Genomic DNA, 21,583 nt, shown 5'->3' with positions numbered 1-21,583 from the left:
AGTAAAACAAATAATGACTCGTTTTAGTGCTGATGAATGTATTTGCGCTGACAATAAAAAGGCTAGGTGAACCGATTTCCTAGCCTTCACGATATAACTCATCCTATGCTATAACGATCAAATAACAATGGAATAACGGAAAAGTTTTTTTGTGGCCAACGGGAGTCTTTTTATACTAGAATCTTTCAGCCCAGCATAAGTTATTGGCTAGTTCTATACTAGAAAATTCAATATGGATAACTCTTCTACGTTTGTTGTTGCTTGTGCGTTTGGAACTATGGAGTAATAGTGGTTTCATAATCATAATTCCGCCTTCCGGGACAGGACAGTTTTTTCCTGTTCCATGGTCCAATCGATGGTTTCGGGACGGTATATTCCTTTGTTGTGTGATCCTGGAATAATATTTAGTGCACCATTCTCCGCATCCGTGTCGTCAAGATGAATTCTTATCGTAACTATATTTTCCAAAATTTCCAGCGGTGGCTGTACTGCATATTGATTATGTTTGACCGTCCAGTTCGAAAAACCTTCAGAATCAGTTTTTTCGAGCACAGATATCGTTAAGTCTTGGTGGTATGATACATACCAATTTGATGTTGCGGGTTTATCGAAATAGATGCTCTTTACAATAAAATGGTCTGCTCCCAGTAATTTAGAAATAACATCTTTAAGGTTATCATTGAAAATTATAGTATATATGGCAGGTATTTCTTTAATTACCTGGCGGATCGCAAAAAGATCAGAGGAACGCCTGAATGTATCTCTTGAATGATCTTGGTTTTCAATCATGGTTACCAATTGCTCAACTTCATTTCTGCTAAAGACATTCTCGATGACAGTGAAACCGTCTTCTTTTATCTCGTTTTTTTAATTGTTATTTTTTCGGATGTAAGCATCGCTGTTATTTACTATTGGACATGGTGTTATTCTAAAACTTATGCGCTATGGTCCCTATTTAGTAGATTCAACCTTGAAATTGACAAAACGTAAGTATTGTACAGGCACGTAGTCAGTGAGCCAGACACCATTTTCGGATAAGAAAAAATCAAATCTATCTTTAAACATAGCTAATGCATTTATTTCGAATAAAATAGGTTTTCCATGTCGTTGTCCGACTGATTTTGCAGTTTCGATGTCCTTACTTAGGTGCACATGCAGTCTATTCTGTTTTTTTATTCCCTGCTCAATGATTGAATTTGCATATTGCATCGCTGTGCCATGGTATAGGACATCAGGTGGAACCTCTGGACGCAATCCGAGTTCAATAGGAATAGAATGCCCCTGATTTGCTCTGATTCTCTTAAAACTATCATCGAAAGCGAATCTCTTTTTCGGATTCGTGTCAACAATATGCTTAAGCATATCCAATGTCAATTCGTGATTATGATCATTAACTTTTTGAATCAACAGGTCTGTATCGGCCCAACCATTCTCATCAAGTTCGATCCCAATACGCTCCGGTACATGCCGAAGTATTAGGCTTAAAAATTTGCTAGTTGCTACTTCTTTTTATTCATAAATCATTTTCAATAGCCAATCAAGTCGAAGTAAATTTACTTTTTTATTTTTTGATCGCCTTCTTTTTTGTTAGGAATTGACCGACAATAAAAATATTCGTTTTGAGCTGATATTCGGTAGTTGTTCCATACCGCTTACATACCGTTGATATTCTAATTTTCAATCTTGATTCCCACCTAAATTTGTATAGAAATAGCAAATAAAGTAAAATGCTGGCCGCCTTTATCGGAATAAAATTGGACTCCAGATAAGAAAAAGGAGGCGATTAACATCAAAGTAAATTATAATAATAAAAGAAGACATGAATATTAAAGAACATCAATTGGTAGGTGTGTCCTATAAGGATACACCTAATAAAAGCGGTAATATCAAGCCTATTTATATCATCATGCATTATGATGGAGCATCCAATGCTACCAGTGCGATTTATTGGATGTCAGATCCAAAAGTAAAGTTTCTGCGCACGTGCATATCAGTCGCGATGGTGTTGTAACACAACTGGCGCGATTCAATGTCAAATGTTGGCATGCAGGACTGAGTTCGTGGGCTGGCTTGAAAGATCTGAACAGATACAGTATTGGGATTGAGTTGCAAAATAAGGGGACAGAATCTTATACCGAAAAGCAGATCAATGCAGCGATAGAAGTCTGTCAGGCAATTATCGCCAATTATCCCATTCGGGAAATTTTGGGGCATAGTGATATTGCCCCTGGAAGAAAGGAGGATCCGGGAGCACAATTCCCTTGGATGAAGTTTAAGCCACTAATAAAAAATAACTACTATGGAACTACTTGAAATTTTGGAAAAGCTGATTATTCCTATCGTTACTGCTATCGGAGGTTACTTTGTCGGTCGTCCCAAGCAGCAGGCGGAAGTGGAAGCTACAAATGTGGAGAATGCCGGGAAAGTGATCGATAAGTGGGAAGGTTATGCAAACCGGCTGGAAAAAGATATAGAACATTTAAGAGCCATTATAGAAGATCTCAACGAAGGGCTGAAACTCGCGAATGAGGATCGCATAGCCTGCTCGAAGATATTGGCCGAGTTGCAGGTGAAATATGATGACCTGATGAAGCTTTATAATGAATTGCAGATTGAACTAAAAAGAGTGAAAAATGAAAAATATACTTCGATTGACCGTAATGCTACTGCTCGTTAGTAGCTGCGGTTTATTTAAAAAGATTACTAAAACAAAGGAGTCGCGGACAGTGGAGGCGAACGAAAAAATGGCCGAACTGTCAAGCGTGGATTCTAGTAGAAGGCACTTGGAGATTGAGCAATCATATAATCGACTCTTGACACGGAGCGAGGCTCTGATGCAGATCGAAGGTGAGGCGATTGAGATTAGTCCGAATGGAGTTGTGCGAATAGGTAAGGGACGGGTAAATAAACGCCGAACGCATTATTCTGATAGCACTAATGGTTTTGAGAAATATCTTTCTGATCAGCGTCGGGAGATTGCCCACAATGTTCAGTACAAAGAAGATAAAATACGGATAGATGGAAGGACTTCAAAACGGACGGTACAGCCGGCTGGAACAAATATATTCTATTTTTTGATAGGCTTACTTGTCGTGATATGCCTTTTGGTCTGGTGGTTGCGTCGGAGAGCGTAATAATTGGATAAAGATTATTATACCGATCATTGAAAACTTGCTGCTCGTTTGTTTTATGATCGGTATAAATTCTTGGGAAACCAATCTTATTTATCATTGAAACGTTTGTTAATGAAATAATAATTTGTCGCTTGCTTGATATCTTTCTTAAAGTCGTTATACATGTCAAATTGGTTACATGCGCAGATGATGGACTTTTGTAAGGTATCACTATTTATCTTTAAATATGGACCCAGTTCCTTGTATATCGTGCTTTTTACTTTAGTCTTTAGGTTATCCAGTTTTCTGGCTGAAAAATACGCAAGACAACGGCGATTGCTTTGTAACGATGCTGGATATCTTTATAGTTGATGTACTCACCCATAATCTGTTGCGAGGATACCCATAAATTCACAATAACAATCGATGACCTGACTGATCTTGGAAAGATCGGGCTCGTATATTTTGTCAATTGATCTCAAAATTTCGGGATGGTTCTCTTTTAAGAAACTCATAATGAAAGAATAATATAAAGTGTTCATACGCTGGGAATAGGTCTTATCTTTTCGTTGACTTGTAATTGTTGTTAAACTTTTTGATTGCATTAGCACGGTCATCAATTCCATACTCTGTGTTTCTTTTGAAATAATGCCAAATTTCCTGATATGCTGATGCTTCAATCCTATTGAGCTGTTTAGCTGCGAATTTGTTGTGATGATGCGTTCCATTTTTATGTTCATTTAAAGTGTATATTTTTTGTTCTGTTTTACTGCCCCTAATCATTCAAAGTCATTGACGGTTCTTTTCTTTCTATTGGATTTGCCGATAGTAAGCATTAAGTATCCATAATGTTTGTTAAACAAAGTTAAACAAATTTGTTAATCATTCAAGAGTTTAAATGTTAATTTTGTTGAATTTTTAGTCTTAATTGAAAATAGTTAAACTTATTTGTTTAATTGTAATGCATTGATAATGAGTTTATAGTGTTTTTGTTTGTTTTATTTATTTGTTTAGGTTTAATATCTTGTGTAACTTAGTGTCAGATTGTTATGAATTAGTGTAACATTTGTTAAATACCCTATAAAAACATGGAAACTTATCCAGATAATAATTTTGAGATTTTACGCTTGGAGATGGGGATTACCAATCGGGAATTTGCGGGCTTATTGGGGGTGCGTGAACAGGTGTATTCGCGTATCAAGAAAGGTGAATATCCGATCGGTCTCACGATGAAAACCCGTATTCAAAATGCTTTTCCTCAAGTTCAATACGATTGGCTGCTTTATGGAAAAGGAGAACGAAATCAGTCCGGTGCAATCATTCAGTCTGATACTGTTTCCATGATCAATGTAGGAAACGGAAAATCTATCGGATATTTTTCCAGTGATGTCAAATTTATTGACGAGAATAAGAACAATATATTCTTTGAGGTGTCTCCCGGACGCTATTTGATGCAGACCAAGCTCGTAACCGAGAAGGCAAAAGCGGGTTATCTTTCGGGATTTTCGGATGCTGAATACATGGATGATTTACCCGCACATTTTATTACCGTAAATGAATTTCACAAAGGAGCTTACCGTTCCTTTGAAGTGAGTGGTGATAGTATGACAGACGGGACTGATGCCAGTGTCCTTGACGGCGATATTGTTACCGGACGTTTGATTAAACGAGAATTGTGGCAGTCAAAATTTCATACCCATAAATATAGATATTGGGTCGTCGTACATCGATATGAAGGAGTGATTATTAAGGAAATTGCTCATCACGATGTCGCTAATGGAATCCTTACATTACGTTCCTCAATACGGACAAAGCTACTTATCCAGACTTTGAAGTTAGCTTGGATGATGTGGACCAGATCTTTAATGTTGTTGATATCAGCCGCTCATTATAAAGATGTTCAGTACATTTTTGTCTTCCACTGGACATCTTTGAAGTGATCAACCATAATCAAACCTTGTTTCGCAAATAAAACCCGCTTTTATTTGCGAAACAAGATTCCTGTTGCTCCTGCATATAGCTACTTGTATGCCCAATTGTATCACCGCTTTCTCGTCCTAAGACTGTTTTAAATAATAAAGAGATTCTTAATATCCGGAAAATATAAACCCTATGGCTCACAAGTTGTTAGTTTTTGACTAAAAAATATAGTAAATAAAACTAATTTAATTAGTTTTATTTACTATATTTGAATATGAATTGGAAGCAGATGAACATGTTTAATGTATGGTGTCTTAGCGTCGAACAGTATATATAATATACGCTATGACAAACAACCCTATATAAAGGACATTGGTTGCTCAATATTCTTGCATGTTCATTGCTTTCAATTTCTATAAATCTAAGTGGTTAAATACGGCGTGTGCAGCGCATACGAGCAATAGAAACTTTAGAGAGATGAATATCCCATTGACGAATGATATCCTTCAGGACTTAAAATGTAAAGGCTATAATATACTTAAGTCTGAGAATACTGTGGAGGATACGAATCAGTATTTTGTTCCGATAAAAGTGAATGATTTGTGGAGATTTCTGGAAGAGTTTAACAAAGAGTCTGCAACAATAGTGGTCGAAGATATCCTCGATGTTTCTGAGGAACCTTGGAAGGTAAATTTATTAGGGTATTTTAGAACTTAATCTAATTTCAAGTATAGATCCCGGATCGTATCGTGGAGATAGACTGTTCATAGGGGCCGCCATTTACTAATCCATCATATGTTTATTTTTAAGGCCAGGTTTTCAACCTGGCTTTTTGTGTTTAAAAGAAGCGTTCCAAGTCCCAAAAGCAAACCCTTTCGGATTTGGAAAATGATTATCGGGGATGCCAACGAAATTAGATAAACTAGGGCTGTTTGACCTTCTTGGCTCTCTTGTTGTAAAGAGATTCCCCGGGCAATAATCTCTGTAAACTCTAGTATGACACCCTCAAATGGACTAATGCAATTTTATCCTACCAGCAATTACACTTATTAATAGTCTGATATGAGATGTTGTGCTACTTAGTTTTGTCGCTTTTGGTTTGTAACAGAGGAATAAATTTCTCATAACCTTCCGCTTTCATTTGATCTTTTGGGATAAAGCGTAGTGAAGCACTGTTGATACAATAACGTAGTCCCCCTTGTTCAGTCGGCCCATCATTAAAAACATGGCCTAAATGAGCGTCACCTGTTTTGCTTCTCACTTCAGTTCTATTCATCCCAAAAGACCTATCGCTTTTTCGGCAATCAGCCGATCATTGATCGGTTTAGAAAAGCTTGGCCATCCGCAATCGGATTCAAACTTATCGGTAGAAATAAATAGCGGCTCGCCGGTGGTAACGTCAACATAAATGCCTTCCCGAAATTCATTCCAATAAGCATTGTCAAAAGCCTTTTCAGTAGCATTGTTTTGAGTAACATCATATTGTAATGCAGTCAGCTCCTTTTTCAGTGTTTTTTTGTCCACTTTATTGTACTTAGCCGGTTTCGGATTTGCCTGTCGCGCTTTCTCAAATAGGTCAGCAGGAATATGGCAGTAACCCTGAGGATTTTCTCTAAATAATTTTGATGATAATTTTCAGCAGTATAGAAATTCCGTAGGGGACCAATTTCTACAACAAGCTTTGAGCTATAGCTCTTTGCAAGCTGACCAATCTCATCCCGGATCGCTTTTTCATCCTCTTTCTTTGTAAAGTAAATTCCTGTCCGATATTGAGTACCAATATCATTACCCTGTTTATCCATGCTTGTCGGGTCAATTGTTTTAAAGTATAAGTCGATCAACAATTTCAAATCAACTAGCGTAGGATCATAATCGACTTTTACGGCTTCTACAAACCCAGTATTGCCCGTTGATACCTGTTCATAGCTCGGTTTGGCAAGATTCCCATTCGCATACCCAACTTCTGTAGCTGTTACCCCTCTTATTTGTTTGAAGTAATGTTCTGTCCCCAAAAGCAGCCTCCCGCAAAGTAGATTTCGCTAGTTTTACTGTTATGAGCTGAGTTCTTTTCTGGAGCTGATGCTTTCTCTTCTCCTTGTGAAAAGCCTATTTTGACTATTATCAAGCCTATAAAGGCGAGTATAGTGATGGTCCATATAATTTTCATGATCTTTTATTTTTTAGCTGATTGCAGTAAACTGATTCCAAAGCCAAGAAATAGTATATCCTTAAGGATAAAGAAATCTGTCACAGGAACTCCGTCTACATGTTTGAACATATTTGGTGTTGTAAAGAGATAACTTAAAGTCATCGTAAAAATAATACATACCCCAATTCCGGCGTATCGTCTCAATTGCTTAAATTTTAAACTCAGTAAGATAAGTATGGCAACAGCTATTTCAACAATACCAACAATATTGGACACCATTTGTTCACTCCATAGTTTGTATAGCCAGGAAGAGAGTGGATGATTCGCTATCAATGGCTTTATGGCCATCGCCTCCGTTGGGGTAAATTTGAAAATCCCAAGCCACAGAAGAATGAAGACTATGCCGAATGTGGAAATGTAGAAACCCCATTGCGATGATGGTGGGGAATTTTTGTTTGCGTTATGAGATGCATTTTTCTAAAATTTTAATTTGTACTTACTGTTTCCCTTTTAGTAGCATGCACTTCAAAATCCTGACAAAAAAATCCTTTTATTTTAACTTGTCTTTTAATTTGTCTTTAAAGAGCTCTAGTTCATTTTTACTGAATTTTTCAGGAGCATCTTGTGTGAATATCTTTTTCATCATACTTTCCATTGCATGTACTTTGCGGTTATAGGCACGGCACCACTTACAGATCATAAGATGTAGCCTTAAGCGTATTTTTTGGAAAAATGGAATATCACCAGCATTTTGCTGTTCGATAAGCAGTGTTGCTTGTTTGCAGGGCATCACCAATATATGAATAAGTTGTTTTATCATTGCTTACGAAATCATGAGATATTAAACCAGTTAAATTCCAGGCACTCCCGAAGTTGCATACGACTTCGTTGGAGGATTTTCCATAGATTAGTTGTCGTAAGGCCAGTTTCCTGACATACGCTAGCCGCTTTTTTTCTTCTAAATAATAGAGCTTTACCGGGATAAGCCATTTTAGGGGCAATTTGTCCATACACTCAGCCATTACGCTATTAAAATCGCTGTTGTCAAGGAGGTTGTCGTCTTTTTCATTCCAGTCTTGTAGAATATCATCATGCTTCCATGATCCCTCACTATCAAAATAATGATCTAGTGGAATATTGCCTGTATGTCGGTACTTTTTACGGTAAAACTCAGCGACTTTATTCTTAAGAATAGCCATTAGCCAAGTCTTTACATTGCTCCACCCCTGGAAAGAATGGTATGATTCGAATGCAGACATAAATACATTTTGGACTATATCTTCCGCGTCTTGTCGGTCAGACAGCAAAAAAGAGCGCTATTGAGAAGTGTATCACTATAGATATCAATCCATTGTTGTAGATGTTCTGATCGCTTGTCCATATAGTCAATTATAATCCTATAAAATTAGAAATAGTTTTTTGATACTTCTTATCTAATCAAAATTGATTACGGCGATCACAGAATTAGCTCTCTAAAAATTGGATCATAATCACTAAAAGAACAATAAGAAGAAAGCAAATGACAGTAATTGAAAGGATATACGTTTTTTTATTCCTTTTTATGAAAAAACTGTTCGCTTTCCAAATAAAAAATATATAAGCAAGTAAGGGATAAGCTATACTAAAAATCTTTGCCCAATACGAACTGATAGTGAAGAGAAGGAAGAGGGAAATCAACAAATATGAAACCGCTAGTGATAGATGAAATTTTCTAAAATATGGGACAAAAGCCTTTATGTCAAATTGTTGCTTTTCTGTTGACGAAAGGGTGTTATATCCAGAAAGTGACGAGTCTGCATTCTCTTCAGTGACTAGAAAAGAAACTGTTGCCAAAATTACGCTTAATACTAAAACTAAAGTAATCATCTGTTAAAAATTGTTTTTGTGATCCTATTTTGTCTATTTTCTATTGAAACCTTACTTCGTTCCTTTAGTTCCATTTTCTGTAATTCTTGGGGATTAAAGGAACCCCTTTTGGGAAATAAAACCCGTTAAAATCAAAGTAGAAAAAAGTTCCAGTTTCCGCATGTCTTATCTGTAGGAGCGCTTTTAAATTTTGGGTTGTACTGATGTACCTGTAATCGAAGTGGCCATTTCCTAAGATGGAAGCATTTCCTTGCTGCGTATTGACAAGGACCAATTGTGTCTGATCATCTATTGCCGGAATTAAGCTAAATTCGTCGTTCAGTACAATTGTTTTATTTTGAGCGGTGATTATCTGGTTTTCAAGGTTTGGTGGAGGAATCATACTACCCCGTAGTTCAATTTCATGATTGAATAGTTTTTTGATTGCTACATTTTGGTAAATTGTATTGCCTAATTTTTTAAAATGTATATCATAGACTTCAACCATTTGGTTAGATTCTGGAATATTATATTTCTGGCCGAAAGCACGTTGGATCGCATTTTTGCTACCCAAGACAAATCCAACCAAAGTTATGGGGGCATCTTCATTTATTTGATATACCAGATCAAAACTTTCAAAATTCGGTAAGGAATTTATACGGGCAAAGTTTTTATCGGCACTCAAAACATCGTAGGTTTCGTCTGTTTTTAGCGCCCAGATATATTGCTTGCCATCCAAGCTTTCATTGTCCCACGCGTCATGATTTGGTTCAATGCTTTGGTATCGGGTTGTTAACTGTATAAGAGGACTTCCGGGCTTTAAGAGAGCTGAGTTTCCACCCACTTCAAAGTGATAATAACTGTCTTTGTTGATTTTCAAGCGGCCACATGCACTATCAAAATGCCCAGAAAACTGTTCCTGTCCCGAATAGGCATCAACTACAGCATCTTCCTTTTCATTTTTCGAGATAATATAACTACAAAAGTCTCCAATGACATAATATCTGTTCGGGCCATCCATTAGAGCGTCCGGATACACAGGTTCTGCTGTGGATACATCCATTAAACCCAATTTACCTTCAAATTTGAACGGAATAAGTTGGGGTCGTTCTTGAGCAAATACAAATAGTTGTATGGAAAAGAGAACACAAGTGAAAATAAATTTCATGATAAATTTACATTTAACAATGGCATCGATCACGATTGATTCGAACATTTAAACTTGAATTTACAAAAATAAATTTATTCAAGTGTTAAAGTTCTGTTGTGTACTTGTGCACTCTTCCGTTTTTTATATCTAAAAAAAACAGCTATTGGAGAAGATTACTTTTATTTTTCAAAAAGCCATTTTATGCCTACAACTAACATAATGATAACGGCAATAACATATTTTATTTTAATTGCGTGTTGTTTTCTATAAGCGATGTAAATCCCCAGAGCCATGATAAGGGCAAATCCAATAATTATCCATCCAAAGGAGAAGCTGTTTCCAAGCTGAATATTGATCATATTTTTAGTTTTTATTAACGAGTTTGATCGGGTTTATAGCATGATTTTTTAATCTTTTTCGAAGGTCACGTCAGTTATTTTATAGTTGAAATTGTTTTTGTCCCTTTCACCTTCAGGTTTTCTAATTCACTGTAGTGTACAGTACCCGTCATTTTAAATGTGGTATGCGTATCGAGATTGATTTTCTCTCCGTTTTTATCAATGACATGGAAGTTTTTTAATGTATAGTTTTTTTGGTCTGCTGGGAGTTCAAATAGAACACTGTTTTTTCTGTTCCAACAGGTAACATAACACTGAATGCTGTAAATTTCTCGAACTGATTGCATGGGGTTTTACAACAAAATTCATTGACATGGTCTTCGATTTGCCCGATGAAAAGGTAAAGGATGGAGCATCAAATTCACCGGTTAACTCGATGGTCTTATTCTGATTGTCATAGTTGGATTCCATGGCTTTAATCGTATCTACTGATGTTCCATTACATGAATATAAGGACATTAAGCCTATGGAGGACAATAGCAGGGCGGGGATTATGTTTTGTGTTTTCATTGGATTTTTTTATTAGTTTACGTTCAAGATGATTTCATCTGGATTTTTATAAAAGTACAATAGAAACTGTTACGCTTTATAGCAGGATTTAAATCCGTTGACAATGAATTTAAATCCGTATGCTCTGCTGCTTTTTTCGTCTTTTACATGATTGATCATCCGCTATATCAGTACTTCTATTGGGGTAGACAATATGCGAACTTATGTGTAAAAATAGTCAGCTCAGGAAGCTGGCATGAAAAGAGGGTTGCCCGATGGGGAAGCCTTTTAAAGGAATTACAAAGAAGTCCAGAACGGCGTGAAAGAAAATGTGCCGCTTTGGTCGTTATTAATCTTTTGATTTGAAAAATATAAGACTGACAATTAAAAAAACTAAGGTTAGAAAAGAGAATACAGTTCGTAGGTTATTCCAGAACACCCACGGTTCCTCAATAAGAAGGCGCATTCGTTGTAAAGCATCAGACGTCGCGCCTGCGATATCGAGCGTATCCAATTGATTGTTTAGCGGAACATTCTTTGCGGCTGTAATAATAAATACACCGATGATATAACTGGCGCATGCAGCAGCAATCCAATAGAACTTCGGAGAAGATAAATCGAAATACATCACCGATGAAGCAATTAACAATAATGGTGCTCCTAGAAAACAGATATAAAATACTGGATTTAAAATTTCTCTATTGATATTTTGCATTGCCATCAAATAACCCCTGTCATCCAGTTTGTGAAGCCCAAGACTGACGGAAAACGTGTAGGCAAAAAGAGCCCGGATATTAATGCCGATGTTGTCACAGCAGCAGCTAAAGTGATTTCTTGTAGTTTCATTGATGGTGATTTAAATATATTATATTTAATTTCTTAGGGTAAAATTCGTTATTAGCATGAATCCAAAATAGAATAAAAGCGACAATTTTATCGTTTGCCAAATGTATGGGGAGTTACTCCTGTGAAAGCTTTGAAAACTCGAATAAAATGTGACTGGTCAGAGAATCCATTCGTATAAACAATTTCGCTTATCTCCCTAAAATCATTCGTTGTTAATTGAGTGAGTGAAGATTGAAATTGGACTATTTTCGCGAATTGTTTTGCGGATATTCCAGTCTCTCTGAGAAATCTTCTTTCAAGTGTTCGGATGTGCAATTTTTTTTTTTGGCGATCTCTTTGATAGGCACAGTGCCCTTTTTATCTATAATGAATTGAATTACACCCTTTATTGAAAAATCTAGCTTGTTTCTTTTCTGCTCAAAATAACTTATAAGAAACTTGGATATTATGATGACCTTTTCTTGAATAGTTGGAGAGGACAGGATTTCTGTAATAAGTTTATTGAGTTTTGTTTCCGGTCTATTATTTAAATCATAGCAGTTGTCATTGATATCTTCGGGATTTATTTCCCAAAAAGCACGTAATACAAAAGGGTAAAATTGAAAAATAATGATTTTAAAGGGGCCGTTAAGGTCAATGGTAATGGGTTCGATTGTTTGGCCATATAAGAAGATTATGGGCATTTTTTTACCATGAGGTTGAATGGTTAAACCCGCTTCGGTTTGATGGAACAATAGCCCAGGGTATCCATCCGCAAAAAATGGAATGATCGTCTCCACATTGCTCTTGTTTTCGAATACCATAATATTCTTGACAAACAACGCAATGGATTGATCTGGAATAATGTTTTGCGTATCCATCAGTTGTATTTATTTTTATTATGAAACTCTTTATAGATCTAAATATAGATAAATCTTCACTAAATATATTATGGTTATTTTTAATCCTGACCTAGATAACATTACAAAAGGTTTAATGTTTTTACTAGTTCCCTTGCTGCTGCGCTTCCGGCGCGGTTAGCTCCGATTGTGGAGGCGGAAGGGCCATAGCCGACCAGATGAATGCGAGGTTCCTTCGCGACCCTTGTGGCCAGTCTCCCATCCATTAAGATACCCCATTTTCTTCTTTGGGCAGTACCATATCTAAATGTTTCAATGCGCTTTTGAAGCCCGTATTCCAAAGGATAATATCTGCTTTTTCTTCTCTTCCATCTTCCCATTTTACACCAGTTTCAGTGATCTCACTAAACATGGGAAGTCGTGTGAGTGCCCCTCGTTTTTCCATCGCCCGGATTTCAGCTGAATAAGGCAGTCCCGTCACCGATACGACTGATAGCGGTGGTAAACCCTGCCGCACACGCTCCTCCACCATAGCAACAGCATTGTGACCCGCCATATCATCAAAAGGGCCTTCACGAAATAGTGGGGACGTCGTGTGACCCATGTTGTTGTAGTCACTTCCGAAATCTGATCCAACAATTGGATGGCAGATATTCCGCCACCGACTATAATAACATGCTTGTTTCTGAAATAGTCCGCTGTTTTGAAATCTTTTGTATGAAGTTGCTCTCCTTGAAATAGTGTTGCTCCCGGGTAGAAAGGAATATAAGGATTCTCCCAGGTACCCGTGGCGTTAATAATGCCCGCTGCAGAAAACAGCGTTTCAGTAGTATCTATATGAAAGCGTTGCCCCTGTAAGGAGACGCTATCAACTTTGAGTGGACGATAGACCTGTAATCCATACCTTTTTTTCGTAGAGATCGAAATAATGCGGAACAGCTACATTTGCCTGCACCTCGGTCTCATTATTTGTCAATGTTTCTTCAAATGACATACCCGGTAGGTCATGGATTTTGTTAACTGTACTTAGTGTAAGTGATGACCAGCGAAATTGCCATGCACCACCGGGAGCAGGGGCTTCATCCAAAATAATGAAGTCCCGATTAATCTCCAATCCCAATTTCTTTAAATGATAAGCAGAAGAAAGCCCGGCTTGTCCCGCACCGATTACCGCAATTTTGGTTTTGTAACGAATATTGTTTATCATCAATCAGGATATCTAGCGCCAGCCTAACTCAGGTGCAACATGTTCCAAAATAGCCGAAAGTACATGAATATTGTAATCTACACCCAAGGTATTTGGAATTGTCAGGAGAAGAGTATCAGCTTCCTGGATAGCTTCGTCCTGAGCCAGTTCCTTGACGAGCTGATCAGGCTCGGCTGCATAACTACGGCCAAAAATAGCGCGTTTGTCCGCTTCAATGAAACCTATCTTGTCGGCCCGATCTGCTTCCTGTCCAAAATAATACCGATCTAAATCATCAACCAATGCAAAAATTGATCGACTGACTGAAACTCTGGGTTCGCCAGGATGTCCAGCTTCTTTCCAGGTTTGTTTATATAGACGTATCTGTTCCGCCTGTTGTATATGGAAAGGTTTTCCATTTTCGTCATACTTTAATGTCGAACTCTGTAAGTGCATCCTATTTTGAGCCGCCCATACCGCTGTGGCATTCGATGCTGCACCCCACCAGATGCGGTCACGCAACCCTTCAGCATGTGGTTCTAGCCTAAGTAAGCCCGGAGGGTTCGGAAACATCGGATAGGGATTTGGTTCAGCAAAACCTTTTCCTTTGAGTTTTTCCAGAAATTCTAAAGCCTTCCTACGGCCCATATCAGCGTCGCTCTCGCCTTCAGCGAGCTCATAACCAAAATAACGCCATCCGTCTATTACCTGTTCGGGTGAACCTCTACTGATACCCAATTGTAATCGGCCTTCTGAAATTAAATCGGCTGCCCCAGCATCTTCCACCATATAAAGTGGATTTTCATAGCGCATATCAATTACTCCTGTACCTATTTCAATCGTATTGGTCTTCGCCCCAATGGCGGACAATAAAGGAAAGGAGAGGCTAACTGATTGGCAAAATGATGTACACGGAAATAAGCTCCGTCTATGCCTATTTCTTCTGCTGCAACAGCCAGATCTATTGACTGAAGTAATGTGTCACTTGCTGTTTGGGTACTGTAAGCAGGGTGTTTGGACCAATGTCCAAAAGATAAAAATCCTATTTTCTTCATTCGTCGGGACGAGATTTGATGTTTATCAAATTTAATAAATCTATACTGATCTAGGACTGTTGGTTTGTCCTATGGATGTCAATAAAATAGCAATTGAAATCGTCTTCACCAATTGCCATTTGGCAATTGGTGAGGAGTATAAAAGCACTAACTTTGTATATTGATTGTACTATAATATATTCATGATGACATCCGAAAAATTGTTGAAACAGATTGATTTTATCAAGGAGATTGATAAGGTGAAATACATCCAGCGAAGGACTAAGCTTTTTAATAGTGATCGTTGTGAGAATGATGCCGAACACAGCTGGCATTTGGCGCTGATGGCTATTGTTTTAGCTGAGCATGCTGACGAGCCTGTAGATCTCTTGAAAGTTATTAAGATGGTATTGATACATGACATTGTTGAAATTGATGCTGGAGATACCTTTATCTATGATAACGAAAAAGCACATAGTAATACGGAGGAAGAGCTTTTAGCCGCCAAACGAATATTTGGAATGTTACCGGAGCAGCAAGCGGAAGAACTCATTTCGATCTGGGAGGAGTTTGAAGCTGGGGAGACTCGCGAAGCGCAGTTCGCCAAAGCAATGGACCGATTGGAACCACTGTTGCAGAATAGTTCTAATAATGGGGTACCTGGAATGAACCTGATGTAAACTATAATAAGGTATACGCAAAAAGAGCGTCATCAAAGATGGTTCACCTGTATTATGGGAATATGCCGAAAGTTTAATTGACGATGGCGTGAAAAGGGGATTTTGAAGAAAGCTAATTCCTAGCGGCCGTTTATCCTTTTTCTCCTATTCAAACGAATATTAAATCAACGCTGGCGAATTGTAAATGTGAGATTATGGTAAGGTGTATTTTATATACATTTATTTTGCAATCAGGTATGAATTATATAAAATCAAGAACAAGTACATGAAGACGACACATCTTGGTAAATTTGAGCATGACCGTACAATTATTGATAAGTATGTGAAAAGTTCTGCTTTTGGAAAGAACAAGCTTGTCTATGCGCCTTTGATTATAGGCATAGGCTTACTCTGTTTCCTCGCATTTGCTATTTTTGAAGGACTGGTCGAAACTATTGGTATAGGTATCATTAGTATCCTGTCGGTTATTGTGGTTGTCTGCTTTATTTTGGTAGCAGTTATTAATCGCTCTGCACATAAAAAAACTTTATGAAGAGACTAAGACGGCGCCTGTATGTATCGCAAAGAAAGTCTACGGAAATGATGTGCAAAATATCTACTACTGTATCTATAGTACGGGAGAGACGAGACACGACAGCTCCTTTATCAATAAAATCGCTGAAAAAATTTTTGCTATTCCAACGAATACCAATGACAAGATAGATAAGGAAATTCTGGATCTTTTCAAGATCGATTTTGCCAAACCTGGAGAATTTGCAAAAAAACTTCCATTGGCATTTACAGACGGGGTAGCGGTTTGGAGACGACAATTTGCATTAGGCAATCTGCCAAAAGATGCCCAACAGACGATCGAAGATAATGACAGGCAGTTTTGTGTGGTAGCGATCGTTCCTGAAAATCCACGTATACTTACAGAACAGTTTTCTTAAGAAGCCATTTAAATCAATATACTAACTGAGCCACATTTTGTCGAATGTGGCTTTTTTGTTTTTGGACGATTTTTATGCGTCCTTATCAGTTGATGACGTCCAATATTTAGGATTGGAGAGTATAAAACTAACAATATCGCCTATGACTTTCATAACCAGGGTATATCCTGAAAGCATCATAAACATTGGAATATAAAGTTTGAAAAAGGGGACTGCTACTAATGCTCTCGGACTGGCATTCGAATAAGTCAAACGTGCTTTGTTATTTTTATAATAAAAGATAGCATTCGATACTGCCCATATTGCTGGATAAAAATCTGAAGCCTGAAATACAAAAGTGTTGTTGTGTGTGACCCTGTTGATAACAAGAACAATTGCTGTTAAAAATACCGTAAAAAAGCAAAGCAAAATAAAGAAGATTGTCGTATAAACCCAATTACCAGTTTCGTCCTTTTCAATATAGGTTCCAAATGATTTTCTGTTTTTATCCGATTTTTTACGCGTGCGGTTCAACCTTATTTTTTTATCGTGTATTTAATCGGCGTATTCTTGAGTAGTATATAATGTGCTACTGCATATGCAAATGTTTGAATCGACTGGGCGAGAATGATATTATAATTATATATCGCATCATCACCGTATAAATAAATAATCAATAGATTAAGCAATAAGACACTCCAGAATAAGGGATCTCTCAGAAGGTTTTCCGGAACTAATTTTTTATTGGCCACAATTAATTTTAATTTTGAACCTGACTTTCAAACTATCTCATCCCAATAAGATGTTAAGGTCATCTGCTTCACCCTTCACAATATACTCATCTAATTCTATTCCGAACAAATGTAATCAAATATAAAAATGCTTGATGTGTATTAGAAGGAAAAAAGAGATTGTTTACCGACCGAAATCTGCTTTTTACCGAAAATATATGGGATAAGAGCTCCTTATTTGGGAAATTGGACCATCATAATTTAATCGCTATAGGTATGGTACATTTCTTTAATGCATTGATCATTTTGTTGTTTTTTATGGTTTTAACTTTGTTTTCGAATATCGAGACAAAAAAACATAATGAAGAGTTCTCTGATGCTCTACAAGTCTATCATACGGATTCAGTAGGTACATCTGACAAGAGGAACTGACCGATTTACAACGCTTATCAATCGATAAGCAGTAGATGTGATTTAAAGAGTTGGGCGATAAGGTATTTTATGCTTAACGCATAGAAGAAAAAGCCAAATGAAGGCATGATTCGCTGATGAGAGTATACTAGCGTTCTATAAAATTAAGTGAGATCCGATACTATGAAAAGAGTTGAAATATTTAAAACGAATGTCAATAAATATAGAGAAGCACAACAAATCGTTGTGACGCTTCTACAGCTGTTCTCCTCCTATAAAGTTAACTTTGATCTTGACGATGAGGAACGGATTTTAAGGATTGAATCTTCACAATCGGATATTGAGATAGGTGGGATTGTCAAACAGATGCTCGATTGGGGCTACCAATGTGAACGTATAGAATAGCGATGGACGTCCACTATAGTGGAATTAGCTAGAAATGAAATGGGGCGCGGTACAGAATAATAAAAATGTTTTTTAAATTAATTATTAGACTTACTTTCGATTCCAGTATCTCTCCTCCAGACAAAGTTTCTATACCGAAATGAAAATGTCTATGATGGAGGTTCTTTAATAAGATCATGTTCGAAATGAAATATCGTAAAAATATCATTCTTTTTATAGCCATAATTTATAGCTGTATCTCTTTTGCACAAACCAAAGGTAATGTGCTTTCTAACTGTCAATCAGAGGTACTGCATTCTAATATTTTAAACGAAAAGCGGACGATCAATATCTTTCTTCCTAATAATTATCAGGCCAACGATACGGTAACTTACCCTGTTATCTATGTCTTGGATGGCGGTATGGAAGAAGACTTTTTCATATTGCGGGAATTGTTCGTTTTGATACCCAACCTTGGATTGCGAGATTCCCCAATAGCATTGTTGTCGGAATCGAGGGAAATATCCGAAAACGTGATTTTACTTTCGCTGTTCCAAACGTTGATTTCCTAGAGAAAGAAGGTTTTCAAAAAGCAGTTTTCCTACCTATGGCGGATCCGAAAAATACATGGCTTTTCTAAAAGATGAATTACTGCCCCATATCAGTAAAAATTATAGGGTAAACAAGGAACGGACAGTTATTGGAGAGTCGCTAGCTGGGCTTTTCTCAGCTGAAATACTACTTAAACAACCTGATCTCTTTGATAATTATATTATTGTCAGTCCGAGTCTGTGGTGGGGACAGCAGGAGCTATTGAAAAATACCGAAAAGCTACTGGAGGCTAATTTGAGAAAAAAAGTGCGTGTATATCTGGGAGTACCCAATAGGGATGAAGATATTAGAATGTACCAGGATGCTGAAGCGTTTTATAAAGTTATAGGTAACAATAAGAAGATGGATGTTATTTTTGATTATATGCCTGAAGAATTACATTCAACAGTTATCCATCAAGCTGTGTATAACGCATTCAAGAGATTATATCCAAAAACAGCCTATTCTAAGTAGTTTACTTATATGATTTTTCGAGTTCTTTGACCAAGCTTTTAGGCATGCTATCTAACATTCCATTCGTCTCTCAGTATTGACATGATTAATTTGTCATGGAATTTATTGTCTCTATAACATGCTTGACGCATTCTTCCTTCAATTTTGAAACCAGCATTCTTATATGCCTTGATGGCAGCATAATTTGGTTCCGATACAGTAAGCATAATACGATTGAGATTTAATTCTTCAAATCCAGCGTCAACAATCAGTTTGGTTACCTGCGTGCCAAATCCCTTTCCCCATTGATTGCGATCCCCTATAAAGATAAAATACTCGCCAAGTTTGTTTGTGATAGAGATGTTGCAAATCCCAGCATAACCAATAGGAATATCTGAATTGGAAAGGAAAATCCCTCTATTGTAATTTTTTGAATCATTGATGACTGATATATACCATTCATCGATATTTTCCTTTGTATTTAACGATTGAAATAACGAAAGTGAATATTTAATTGCCTCTGGATCATTGAGCCATGTATAAAATGGTGTGACATTTTGGATTGATAGAGGTTTTAGAAATATCGATATGTCCATTTATTTGAGCGCCTTTTCTTATTTTAAATAATTGAATTGGGAATTTGTTTTATTGCTTTTCTTGCCATTTGTGGGGCGTAACTTTAGTTAGGTTCCAAAGGTTTAACGCTTCATACTCCATCTCTAGTTCTAAACCTAAAATAAGCAGTTCGATTTTTTCAATTGAAATTGCTGTCCACTTGCTTAAAAATAATAAAATATTTTATCTTATTTAGTTTAAGGAATTGAACAAACTTAACTTGATGAGCTGTTTTGCCTCCTGTTATTTTTCTGTAGGTTCCACATATACATGATAATTAAGGTCAATAACATGGAAAAAATAAAATAACGCCAAGCTAATCCATTCTGTGTGGTTACTTTGCCACTAATGGCCACAATAAAGTTGGACAGTGATGTCACAATGTAAACCATTCCACCCATGAGACCGCCTGCGGTGCCTGCATGCTTTGGGAAAAATAACATGCTGTTGGTAAAAAAGCTCGTAAATAAAACGCCTGAAATTATATGAATAAAAAATGCAAAGCCGACCATGATATATAGGTTTTGCTGGAACATACTCACCACGATTAAAGCGACAATAAGTGAAGCCTGGAATAGAGCAGGAACGATGACCCGTGGGACGAAATCAAGATGCATCCGCTTTTTTGTAATAAACCCGCCAATCATCCACGAAAAGCCTAGTATCAATGTACAGTAACCAATTGTGACGGATGAAAAATGAAATGTATTTTCAATAATAAATGGCCCCGTCATATTGAATAGCATCACAATGGAGTAACTAAAACCAAGCACCAGGATACCTAGTATAAAAAGCTTATTTTGAAGCATCATTTTATATAGGTTGAGATTGTCCCTTAGGTTAATCTTTTTCTTTTCGGCAATACTTTCCCCACTGTACAACACTTCAAATAATAATAAGGCGGCAGCGTAGAAAGCAAGGAAATAAAAATTAGCCTGCCAATCGAATAGTTTTTCAAGATAACCTCCTAAAAAAGGCGCTAGTATTGGGCCACATGACCAGACGATGGTAAAATAGCTTAGGTAATTTTTTAACCGATCACCTGCATATAGATCGACAAAAAGTGCACGTGTAGCCACCACCAAAATGGATATGGCTACGCCTTGAACCACTCTTAATAAGCAAATAAGTAACACACTGTGTGTATGTGTTATCAATAAGCTGCTTAGTATCAGAAACGTTAATGCCAGAAGCTTCGGGCGATATCGGCCTATACTGTCAAGAATATTGCCTATAAATAACTGGGAAATGCCATAGCTCAATAGGTAACTGGTCAATGTTAATTGAATATCTCGTTCGTGAACAAGTAGACTTTTGGCCATTGCCGGAAACGAAGGAAGATAGATATCTGTTACAAATCCTGAAAGGGGCATGGATACAAATGCCATGAATGTTACTAACCTGATGCGTTGCGAAGATGCTTCTTTTAACATTTTTACTCTTTTTTGTTAAACAAAACTAGAGACTTTTTGGCTAATACCGATGCTATCTGACAAAGTAAAAATTACGAAAATCAAATATCATTTGTTTTTCTGTCTAAACTTGAGCGGAGATGTCTCTGCATTTTTCTTAAAGAAGTTGTTGAAATGAGCTGGTTCATCAAACCCAAGGGTATAACCGATCTCAGCGACATTCCAATCTGTATAGATCAATAGATTTTTGGCCTCCTCATAGATTTTTTGTTTGATAATCTGCGTAGTGGTCTGATTGGTGACCGATTTGACAGAGGCATTGAGATGATTGACATGCACATTGAGCTTTGCCGCAAAATCGGCTGCGGTATGTAATGCAAGCGGGTAAGCGGAGAATCCAATGGAAATTGTTTGTGCAGTAATTCATCA

At 37.1% G+C, this 21,583-nt stretch carries 31 protein-coding genes and 5 pseudogenes; 11 read left to right on the top strand and 25 right to left on the bottom strand.

Features of this window, described 5'->3' with window-relative positions; translation table 11 throughout:
- Positions 1–300: 300 nt before the first annotated feature.
- Positions 301–798 (bottom strand): phytanoyl-CoA dioxygenase family protein, encoded by a 498-nt coding sequence (locus tag KUH03_RS09720; protein ID WP_257092925.1) that lies wholly within the window; start codon positions 796–798, stop codon positions 301–303.
- Positions 799–951: 153 nt separating this feature from the next.
- Positions 952–1,494 (bottom strand): annotated as a pseudogene (locus tag KUH03_RS09715) (RNA 2'-phosphotransferase); the annotation flags it as partial.
- A 453-nt stretch (positions 1,495–1,947) separates the two neighbouring features.
- Between KUH03_RS09715 and KUH03_RS09710 the strand changes: the two are divergent.
- From KUH03_RS09710 to KUH03_RS09700, 3 genes are read left to right on the top strand one after another with little or no spacing between them, the layout of a single operon-like run.
- On the top strand, positions 1,948–2,313 hold the full coding sequence (locus KUH03_RS09710; RefSeq protein ID WP_257092923.1) for an N-acetylmuramoyl-L-alanine amidase: 366 nt from the start codon (positions 1,948–1,950) through the stop codon (positions 2,311–2,313).
- On the top strand, positions 2,300–2,677 hold the full coding sequence (locus KUH03_RS09705; RefSeq protein WP_257092921.1) for a hypothetical protein: 378 nt from the start codon (positions 2,300–2,302) through the stop codon (positions 2,675–2,677). Before KUH03_RS09710 ends, KUH03_RS09705 begins: the two co-directional genes overlap by 14 nt.
- Positions 2,634–3,134, top strand: coding sequence for a hypothetical protein (locus tag KUH03_RS09700; RefSeq protein WP_257092919.1), 501 nt, complete (start codon positions 2,634–2,636; stop codon positions 3,132–3,134). The genes KUH03_RS09705 and KUH03_RS09700 overlap by 44 nt, the downstream gene beginning before the upstream one ends.
- Positions 3,135–3,490: 356 nt before the next feature.
- On the opposite strand, the gene KUH03_RS09695 is transcribed toward KUH03_RS09700, so the two are convergent.
- Complete coding sequence (locus KUH03_RS09695; RefSeq protein ID WP_257092917.1) at positions 3,491–3,853, bottom strand: hypothetical protein; 363 nt, start codon at positions 3,851–3,853, stop codon at positions 3,491–3,493.
- A 348-nt stretch (positions 3,854–4,201) separates the two neighbouring features.
- On the opposite strand from KUH03_RS09695, the gene KUH03_RS09690 reads away from it, so the two are divergent.
- Together KUH03_RS09690 and KUH03_RS09685 are read left to right on the top strand one after the other, a co-directional pair.
- On the top strand, positions 4,202–5,053 hold the full coding sequence (locus tag KUH03_RS09690; RefSeq protein ID WP_257092915.1) for a helix-turn-helix transcriptional regulator: 852 nt from the start codon (positions 4,202–4,204) through the stop codon (positions 5,051–5,053).
- Positions 5,054–5,510: 457 nt separating this feature from the next.
- Entirely contained in the window at positions 5,511–5,750 is a 240-nt protein-coding gene (locus KUH03_RS09685) for a hypothetical protein (RefSeq protein ID WP_257092913.1), read from the top strand.
- Positions 5,751–6,108: 358 nt separating this feature from the next.
- Here the strand turns inward: KUH03_RS09685 and msrB are convergent.
- The 18 genes and pseudogenes from msrB to KUH03_RS09605 all read right to left on the bottom strand — a co-directional run bounded on the left by msrB (position 6,109) and on the right by KUH03_RS09605 (position 14,990).
- Positions 6,109–6,557, bottom strand: a pseudogene (gene msrB / locus KUH03_RS09680) (peptide-methionine (R)-S-oxide reductase MsrB).
- Positions 6,539–7,045, bottom strand: coding sequence for a peptide-methionine (S)-S-oxide reductase MsrA (msrA, locus tag KUH03_RS09675; protein WP_257092911.1), 507 nt, complete (start codon positions 7,043–7,045; stop codon positions 6,539–6,541). Before msrA ends, msrB begins: the two are co-directional and overlap by 19 nt.
- Before the next feature lie 161 nt (positions 7,046–7,206).
- Positions 7,207–7,569, bottom strand: coding sequence for a YkgB family protein (locus KUH03_RS09670; protein ID WP_257096832.1), 363 nt, complete (start codon positions 7,567–7,569; stop codon positions 7,207–7,209).
- A gap of 163 nt (positions 7,570–7,732) precedes the next feature.
- Positions 7,733–7,882, bottom strand: a complete 150-nt coding sequence (locus KUH03_RS09665; protein ID WP_257092910.1) for a hypothetical protein — start codon at positions 7,880–7,882, stop codon at positions 7,733–7,735.
- A 40-nt stretch (positions 7,883–7,922) separates the two neighbouring features.
- On the bottom strand, positions 7,923–8,489 hold the full coding sequence (locus KUH03_RS09660) for an RNA polymerase sigma factor (RefSeq protein ID WP_257092908.1): 567 nt from the start codon (positions 8,487–8,489) through the stop codon (positions 7,923–7,925).
- A 157-nt stretch (positions 8,490–8,646) separates the two neighbouring features.
- Positions 8,647–9,048, bottom strand: a complete 402-nt coding sequence (locus KUH03_RS48410; RefSeq protein WP_373564674.1) for a DUF3784 domain-containing protein — start codon at positions 9,046–9,048, stop codon at positions 8,647–8,649.
- A gap of 64 nt (positions 9,049–9,112) precedes the next feature.
- Positions 9,113–10,195 (bottom strand): hypothetical protein, encoded by a 1,083-nt coding sequence (locus KUH03_RS09655; protein ID WP_257092906.1) that lies wholly within the window; start codon positions 10,193–10,195, stop codon positions 9,113–9,115.
- A 161-nt stretch (positions 10,196–10,356) separates the two neighbouring features.
- Entirely contained in the window at positions 10,357–10,536 is a 180-nt protein-coding gene (locus KUH03_RS09650; protein ID WP_120259682.1) for a hypothetical protein, read from the bottom strand.
- Between the two features lie 249 nt (positions 10,537–10,785).
- On the bottom strand, positions 10,786–11,085 hold the full coding sequence (locus KUH03_RS09645) for a hypothetical protein (RefSeq protein WP_257092904.1): 300 nt from the start codon (positions 11,083–11,085) through the stop codon (positions 10,786–10,788).
- 328 nt (positions 11,086–11,413) lie between these two features.
- Positions 11,414–11,785 (bottom strand): DUF1772 domain-containing protein, encoded by a 372-nt coding sequence (locus KUH03_RS09640; protein ID WP_257092903.1) that lies wholly within the window; start codon positions 11,783–11,785, stop codon positions 11,414–11,416.
- The gene (locus KUH03_RS09635; RefSeq protein ID WP_257092901.1) at positions 11,785–11,910 is read right to left on the bottom strand and encodes a hypothetical protein; all 126 of its coding nucleotides are present in this window, start codon (positions 11,908–11,910) and stop codon (positions 11,785–11,787) included. Before KUH03_RS09635 ends, KUH03_RS09640 begins: the two co-directional genes overlap by 1 nt.
- An 87-nt stretch (positions 11,911–11,997) precedes the next feature.
- Positions 11,998–12,225, bottom strand: coding sequence for a helix-turn-helix domain-containing protein (locus KUH03_RS48405; RefSeq protein ID WP_373564673.1), 228 nt, complete (start codon positions 12,223–12,225; stop codon positions 11,998–12,000).
- Entirely contained in the window at positions 12,153–12,770 is a 618-nt protein-coding gene (locus KUH03_RS09630) for a DUF6597 domain-containing transcriptional factor (protein ID WP_257092899.1), read from the bottom strand. Before KUH03_RS09630 ends, KUH03_RS48405 begins: the two co-directional genes overlap by 73 nt.
- A gap of 101 nt (positions 12,771–12,871) precedes the next feature.
- Positions 12,872–13,015 (bottom strand): hypothetical protein, encoded by a 144-nt coding sequence (locus tag KUH03_RS09625; RefSeq protein ID WP_257092897.1) that lies wholly within the window; start codon positions 13,013–13,015, stop codon positions 12,872–12,874.
- Entirely contained in the window at positions 13,015–13,353 is a 339-nt protein-coding gene (locus tag KUH03_RS09620; RefSeq protein ID WP_257092895.1) for a hypothetical protein, read from the bottom strand. Before KUH03_RS09620 ends, KUH03_RS09625 begins: the two co-directional genes overlap by 1 nt.
- Before the next feature lie 47 nt (positions 13,354–13,400).
- Positions 13,401–13,670 (bottom strand): annotated as a pseudogene (locus tag KUH03_RS09615) (NAD(P)-binding domain-containing protein); the annotation flags it as partial.
- The gene (locus KUH03_RS09610; RefSeq protein ID WP_257092894.1) at positions 13,618–13,956 is read right to left on the bottom strand and encodes an NAD(P)-binding protein; all 339 of its coding nucleotides are present in this window, start codon (positions 13,954–13,956) and stop codon (positions 13,618–13,620) included. The gene KUH03_RS09610 and the pseudogene KUH03_RS09615, both read right to left, overlap by 53 nt.
- 12 nt (positions 13,957–13,968) lie before the next feature.
- Positions 13,969–14,990 (bottom strand): annotated as a pseudogene (locus KUH03_RS09605) (LLM class flavin-dependent oxidoreductase).
- 182 nt (positions 14,991–15,172) lie between these two features.
- On the opposite strand from KUH03_RS09605, the gene KUH03_RS09595 reads away from it, so the two are divergent.
- From KUH03_RS09595 to KUH03_RS09585, 3 genes are all read left to right on the top strand, one after another.
- Positions 15,173–15,649, top strand: coding sequence for an HD family hydrolase (locus KUH03_RS09595; RefSeq protein ID WP_257092889.1), 477 nt, complete (start codon positions 15,173–15,175; stop codon positions 15,647–15,649).
- Positions 15,650–15,914: 265 nt separating this feature from the next.
- The gene (locus KUH03_RS09590; protein WP_257092887.1) at positions 15,915–16,181 is read left to right on the top strand and encodes a hypothetical protein; all 267 of its coding nucleotides are present in this window, start codon (positions 15,915–15,917) and stop codon (positions 16,179–16,181) included.
- A gap of 52 nt (positions 16,182–16,233) precedes the next feature.
- Positions 16,234–16,578 carry a hypothetical protein gene (locus tag KUH03_RS09585; protein WP_257092885.1) on the top strand — a complete coding sequence of 115 codons (345 nt, stop codon included), beginning with the start codon at positions 16,234–16,236 and terminating at the stop codon, positions 16,576–16,578.
- Between the two features lie 72 nt (positions 16,579–16,650).
- Here the strand turns inward: KUH03_RS09585 and KUH03_RS09580 are convergent, their stop codons facing one another.
- Positions 16,651–17,091 (bottom strand): hypothetical protein, encoded by a 441-nt coding sequence (locus tag KUH03_RS09580; RefSeq protein WP_257092884.1) that lies wholly within the window; start codon positions 17,089–17,091, stop codon positions 16,651–16,653.
- 791 nt (positions 17,092–17,882) lie between these two features.
- Here KUH03_RS09580 and KUH03_RS09575 point away from each other — a divergent pair.
- From KUH03_RS09575 to KUH03_RS09565, 3 genes and pseudogenes are all read left to right on the top strand, one after another.
- Positions 17,883–18,104: a methyltransferase type 11 gene (locus KUH03_RS09575; RefSeq protein ID WP_223580387.1), complete on the top strand. Its 222-nt coding sequence runs from the start codon at positions 17,883–17,885 to the stop codon at positions 18,102–18,104.
- A 185-nt stretch (positions 18,105–18,289) separates the two neighbouring features.
- Complete coding sequence (locus tag KUH03_RS09570) at positions 18,290–18,655, top strand: alpha/beta hydrolase-fold protein (RefSeq protein ID WP_257092875.1); 366 nt, start codon at positions 18,290–18,292, stop codon at positions 18,653–18,655.
- Positions 18,656–18,692: 37 nt separating this feature from the next.
- Positions 18,693–19,148: pseudogene (locus tag KUH03_RS09565) on the top strand (alpha/beta hydrolase); the annotation flags it as partial.
- 47 nt (positions 19,149–19,195) lie between these two features.
- Here the strand turns inward: KUH03_RS09565 and KUH03_RS09560 are convergent.
- From KUH03_RS09560 to KUH03_RS09550, 3 genes are all read right to left on the bottom strand, one after another.
- Positions 19,196–19,723, bottom strand: coding sequence for a GNAT family N-acetyltransferase (locus KUH03_RS09560; protein ID WP_257092873.1), 528 nt, complete (start codon positions 19,721–19,723; stop codon positions 19,196–19,198).
- Between the two features lie 234 nt (positions 19,724–19,957).
- Positions 19,958–21,175 (bottom strand): MFS transporter, encoded by a 1,218-nt coding sequence (locus tag KUH03_RS09555; RefSeq protein ID WP_257092871.1) that lies wholly within the window; start codon positions 21,173–21,175, stop codon positions 19,958–19,960.
- Positions 21,176–21,262: 87 nt separating this feature from the next.
- A complete protein-coding gene (locus tag KUH03_RS09550; RefSeq protein WP_257096830.1) occupies positions 21,263–21,556 on the bottom strand; it encodes an AraC family transcriptional regulator in 294 nt (97 codons plus the stop codon).
- Positions 21,557–21,583: the final 27 nt, after the last annotated feature.

Source organism: Sphingobacterium sp. E70, assembly GCF_019285695.1.
In the GTDB taxonomy this organism is placed as follows: domain Bacteria; phylum Bacteroidota; class Bacteroidia; order Sphingobacteriales; family Sphingobacteriaceae; genus Sphingobacterium; species Sphingobacterium detergens.
The sequence above is the reverse complement of the archived record's forward strand: the minus strand, read 5'-3'. Positions and strand labels throughout refer to the sequence as shown.

Coding starts and splice junctions, on each gene's coding strand:
- KUH03_RS09705 (WP_257092921.1), top strand. CDS start 2,300: ATGGAACTACTTGAAATTTTGGAAAAGCTGATTATTCCTATCGTTACT.
- KUH03_RS09700 (WP_257092919.1), top strand. CDS start 2,634: ATGAAAAATATACTTCGATTGACCGTAATGCTACTGCTCGTTAGTAGC.
- KUH03_RS09695 (WP_257092917.1), bottom strand. CDS start 3,853: ATGAACATAAAAATGGAACGCATCATCACAACAAATTCGCAGCTAAAC.
- KUH03_RS09690 (WP_257092915.1), top strand. CDS start 4,202: ATGGAAACTTATCCAGATAATAATTTTGAGATTTTACGCTTGGAGATG.
- KUH03_RS09685 (WP_257092913.1), top strand. CDS start 5,511: ATGAATATCCCATTGACGAATGATATCCTTCAGGACTTAAAATGTAAA.
- KUH03_RS09665 (WP_257092910.1), bottom strand. CDS start 7,882: ATGATCTGTAAGTGGTGCCGTGCCTATAACCGCAAAGTACATGCAATG.
- KUH03_RS48410 (WP_373564674.1), bottom strand. CDS start 9,048: ATGATTACTTTAGTTTTAGTATTAAGCGTAATTTTGGCAACAGTTTCT.
- KUH03_RS09655 (WP_257092906.1), bottom strand. CDS start 10,195: ATGAAATTTATTTTCACTTGTGTTCTCTTTTCCATACAACTATTTGTA.
- KUH03_RS09650 (WP_120259682.1), bottom strand. CDS start 10,536: ATGATCAATATTCAGCTTGGAAACAGCTTCTCCTTTGGATGGATAATT.
- KUH03_RS09645 (WP_257092904.1), bottom strand. CDS start 11,085: ATGAAAACACAAAACATAATCCCCGCCCTGCTATTGTCCTCCATAGGC.
- KUH03_RS09640 (WP_257092903.1), bottom strand. CDS start 11,785: ATGGCAATGCAAAATATCAATAGAGAAATTTTAAATCCAGTATTTTAT.
- KUH03_RS09635 (WP_257092901.1), bottom strand. CDS start 11,910: ATGAAACTACAAGAAATCACTTTAGCTGCTGCTGTGACAACATCGGCA.
- KUH03_RS09630 (WP_257092899.1), bottom strand. CDS start 12,770: ATGGATACGCAAAACATTATTCCAGATCAATCCATTGCGTTGTTTGTC.
- KUH03_RS09625 (WP_257092897.1), bottom strand. CDS start 13,015: ATGGATGGGAGACTGGCCACAAGGGTCGCGAAGGAACCTCGCATTCAT.
- KUH03_RS09620 (WP_257092895.1), bottom strand. CDS start 13,353: ATGGGTCACACGACGTCCCCACTATTTCGTGAAGGCCCTTTTGATGAT.
- KUH03_RS09610 (WP_257092894.1), bottom strand. CDS start 13,956: ATGATAAACAATATTCGTTACAAAACCAAAATTGCGGTAATCGGTGCG.
- KUH03_RS09595 (WP_257092889.1), top strand. CDS start 15,173: ATGATGACATCCGAAAAATTGTTGAAACAGATTGATTTTATCAAGGAG.
- KUH03_RS09590 (WP_257092887.1), top strand. CDS start 15,915: ATGAAGACGACACATCTTGGTAAATTTGAGCATGACCGTACAATTATT.
- KUH03_RS09575 (WP_223580387.1), top strand. CDS start 17,883: ATGAAAAGAGTTGAAATATTTAAAACGAATGTCAATAAATATAGAGAA.
- KUH03_RS09570 (WP_257092875.1), top strand. CDS start 18,290: ATGAAATATCGTAAAAATATCATTCTTTTTATAGCCATAATTTATAGC.
- KUH03_RS09560 (WP_257092873.1), bottom strand. CDS start 19,723: ATGGACATATCGATATTTCTAAAACCTCTATCAATCCAAAATGTCACA.
- KUH03_RS09555 (WP_257092871.1), bottom strand. CDS start 21,175: ATGTTAAAAGAAGCATCTTCGCAACGCATCAGGTTAGTAACATTCATG.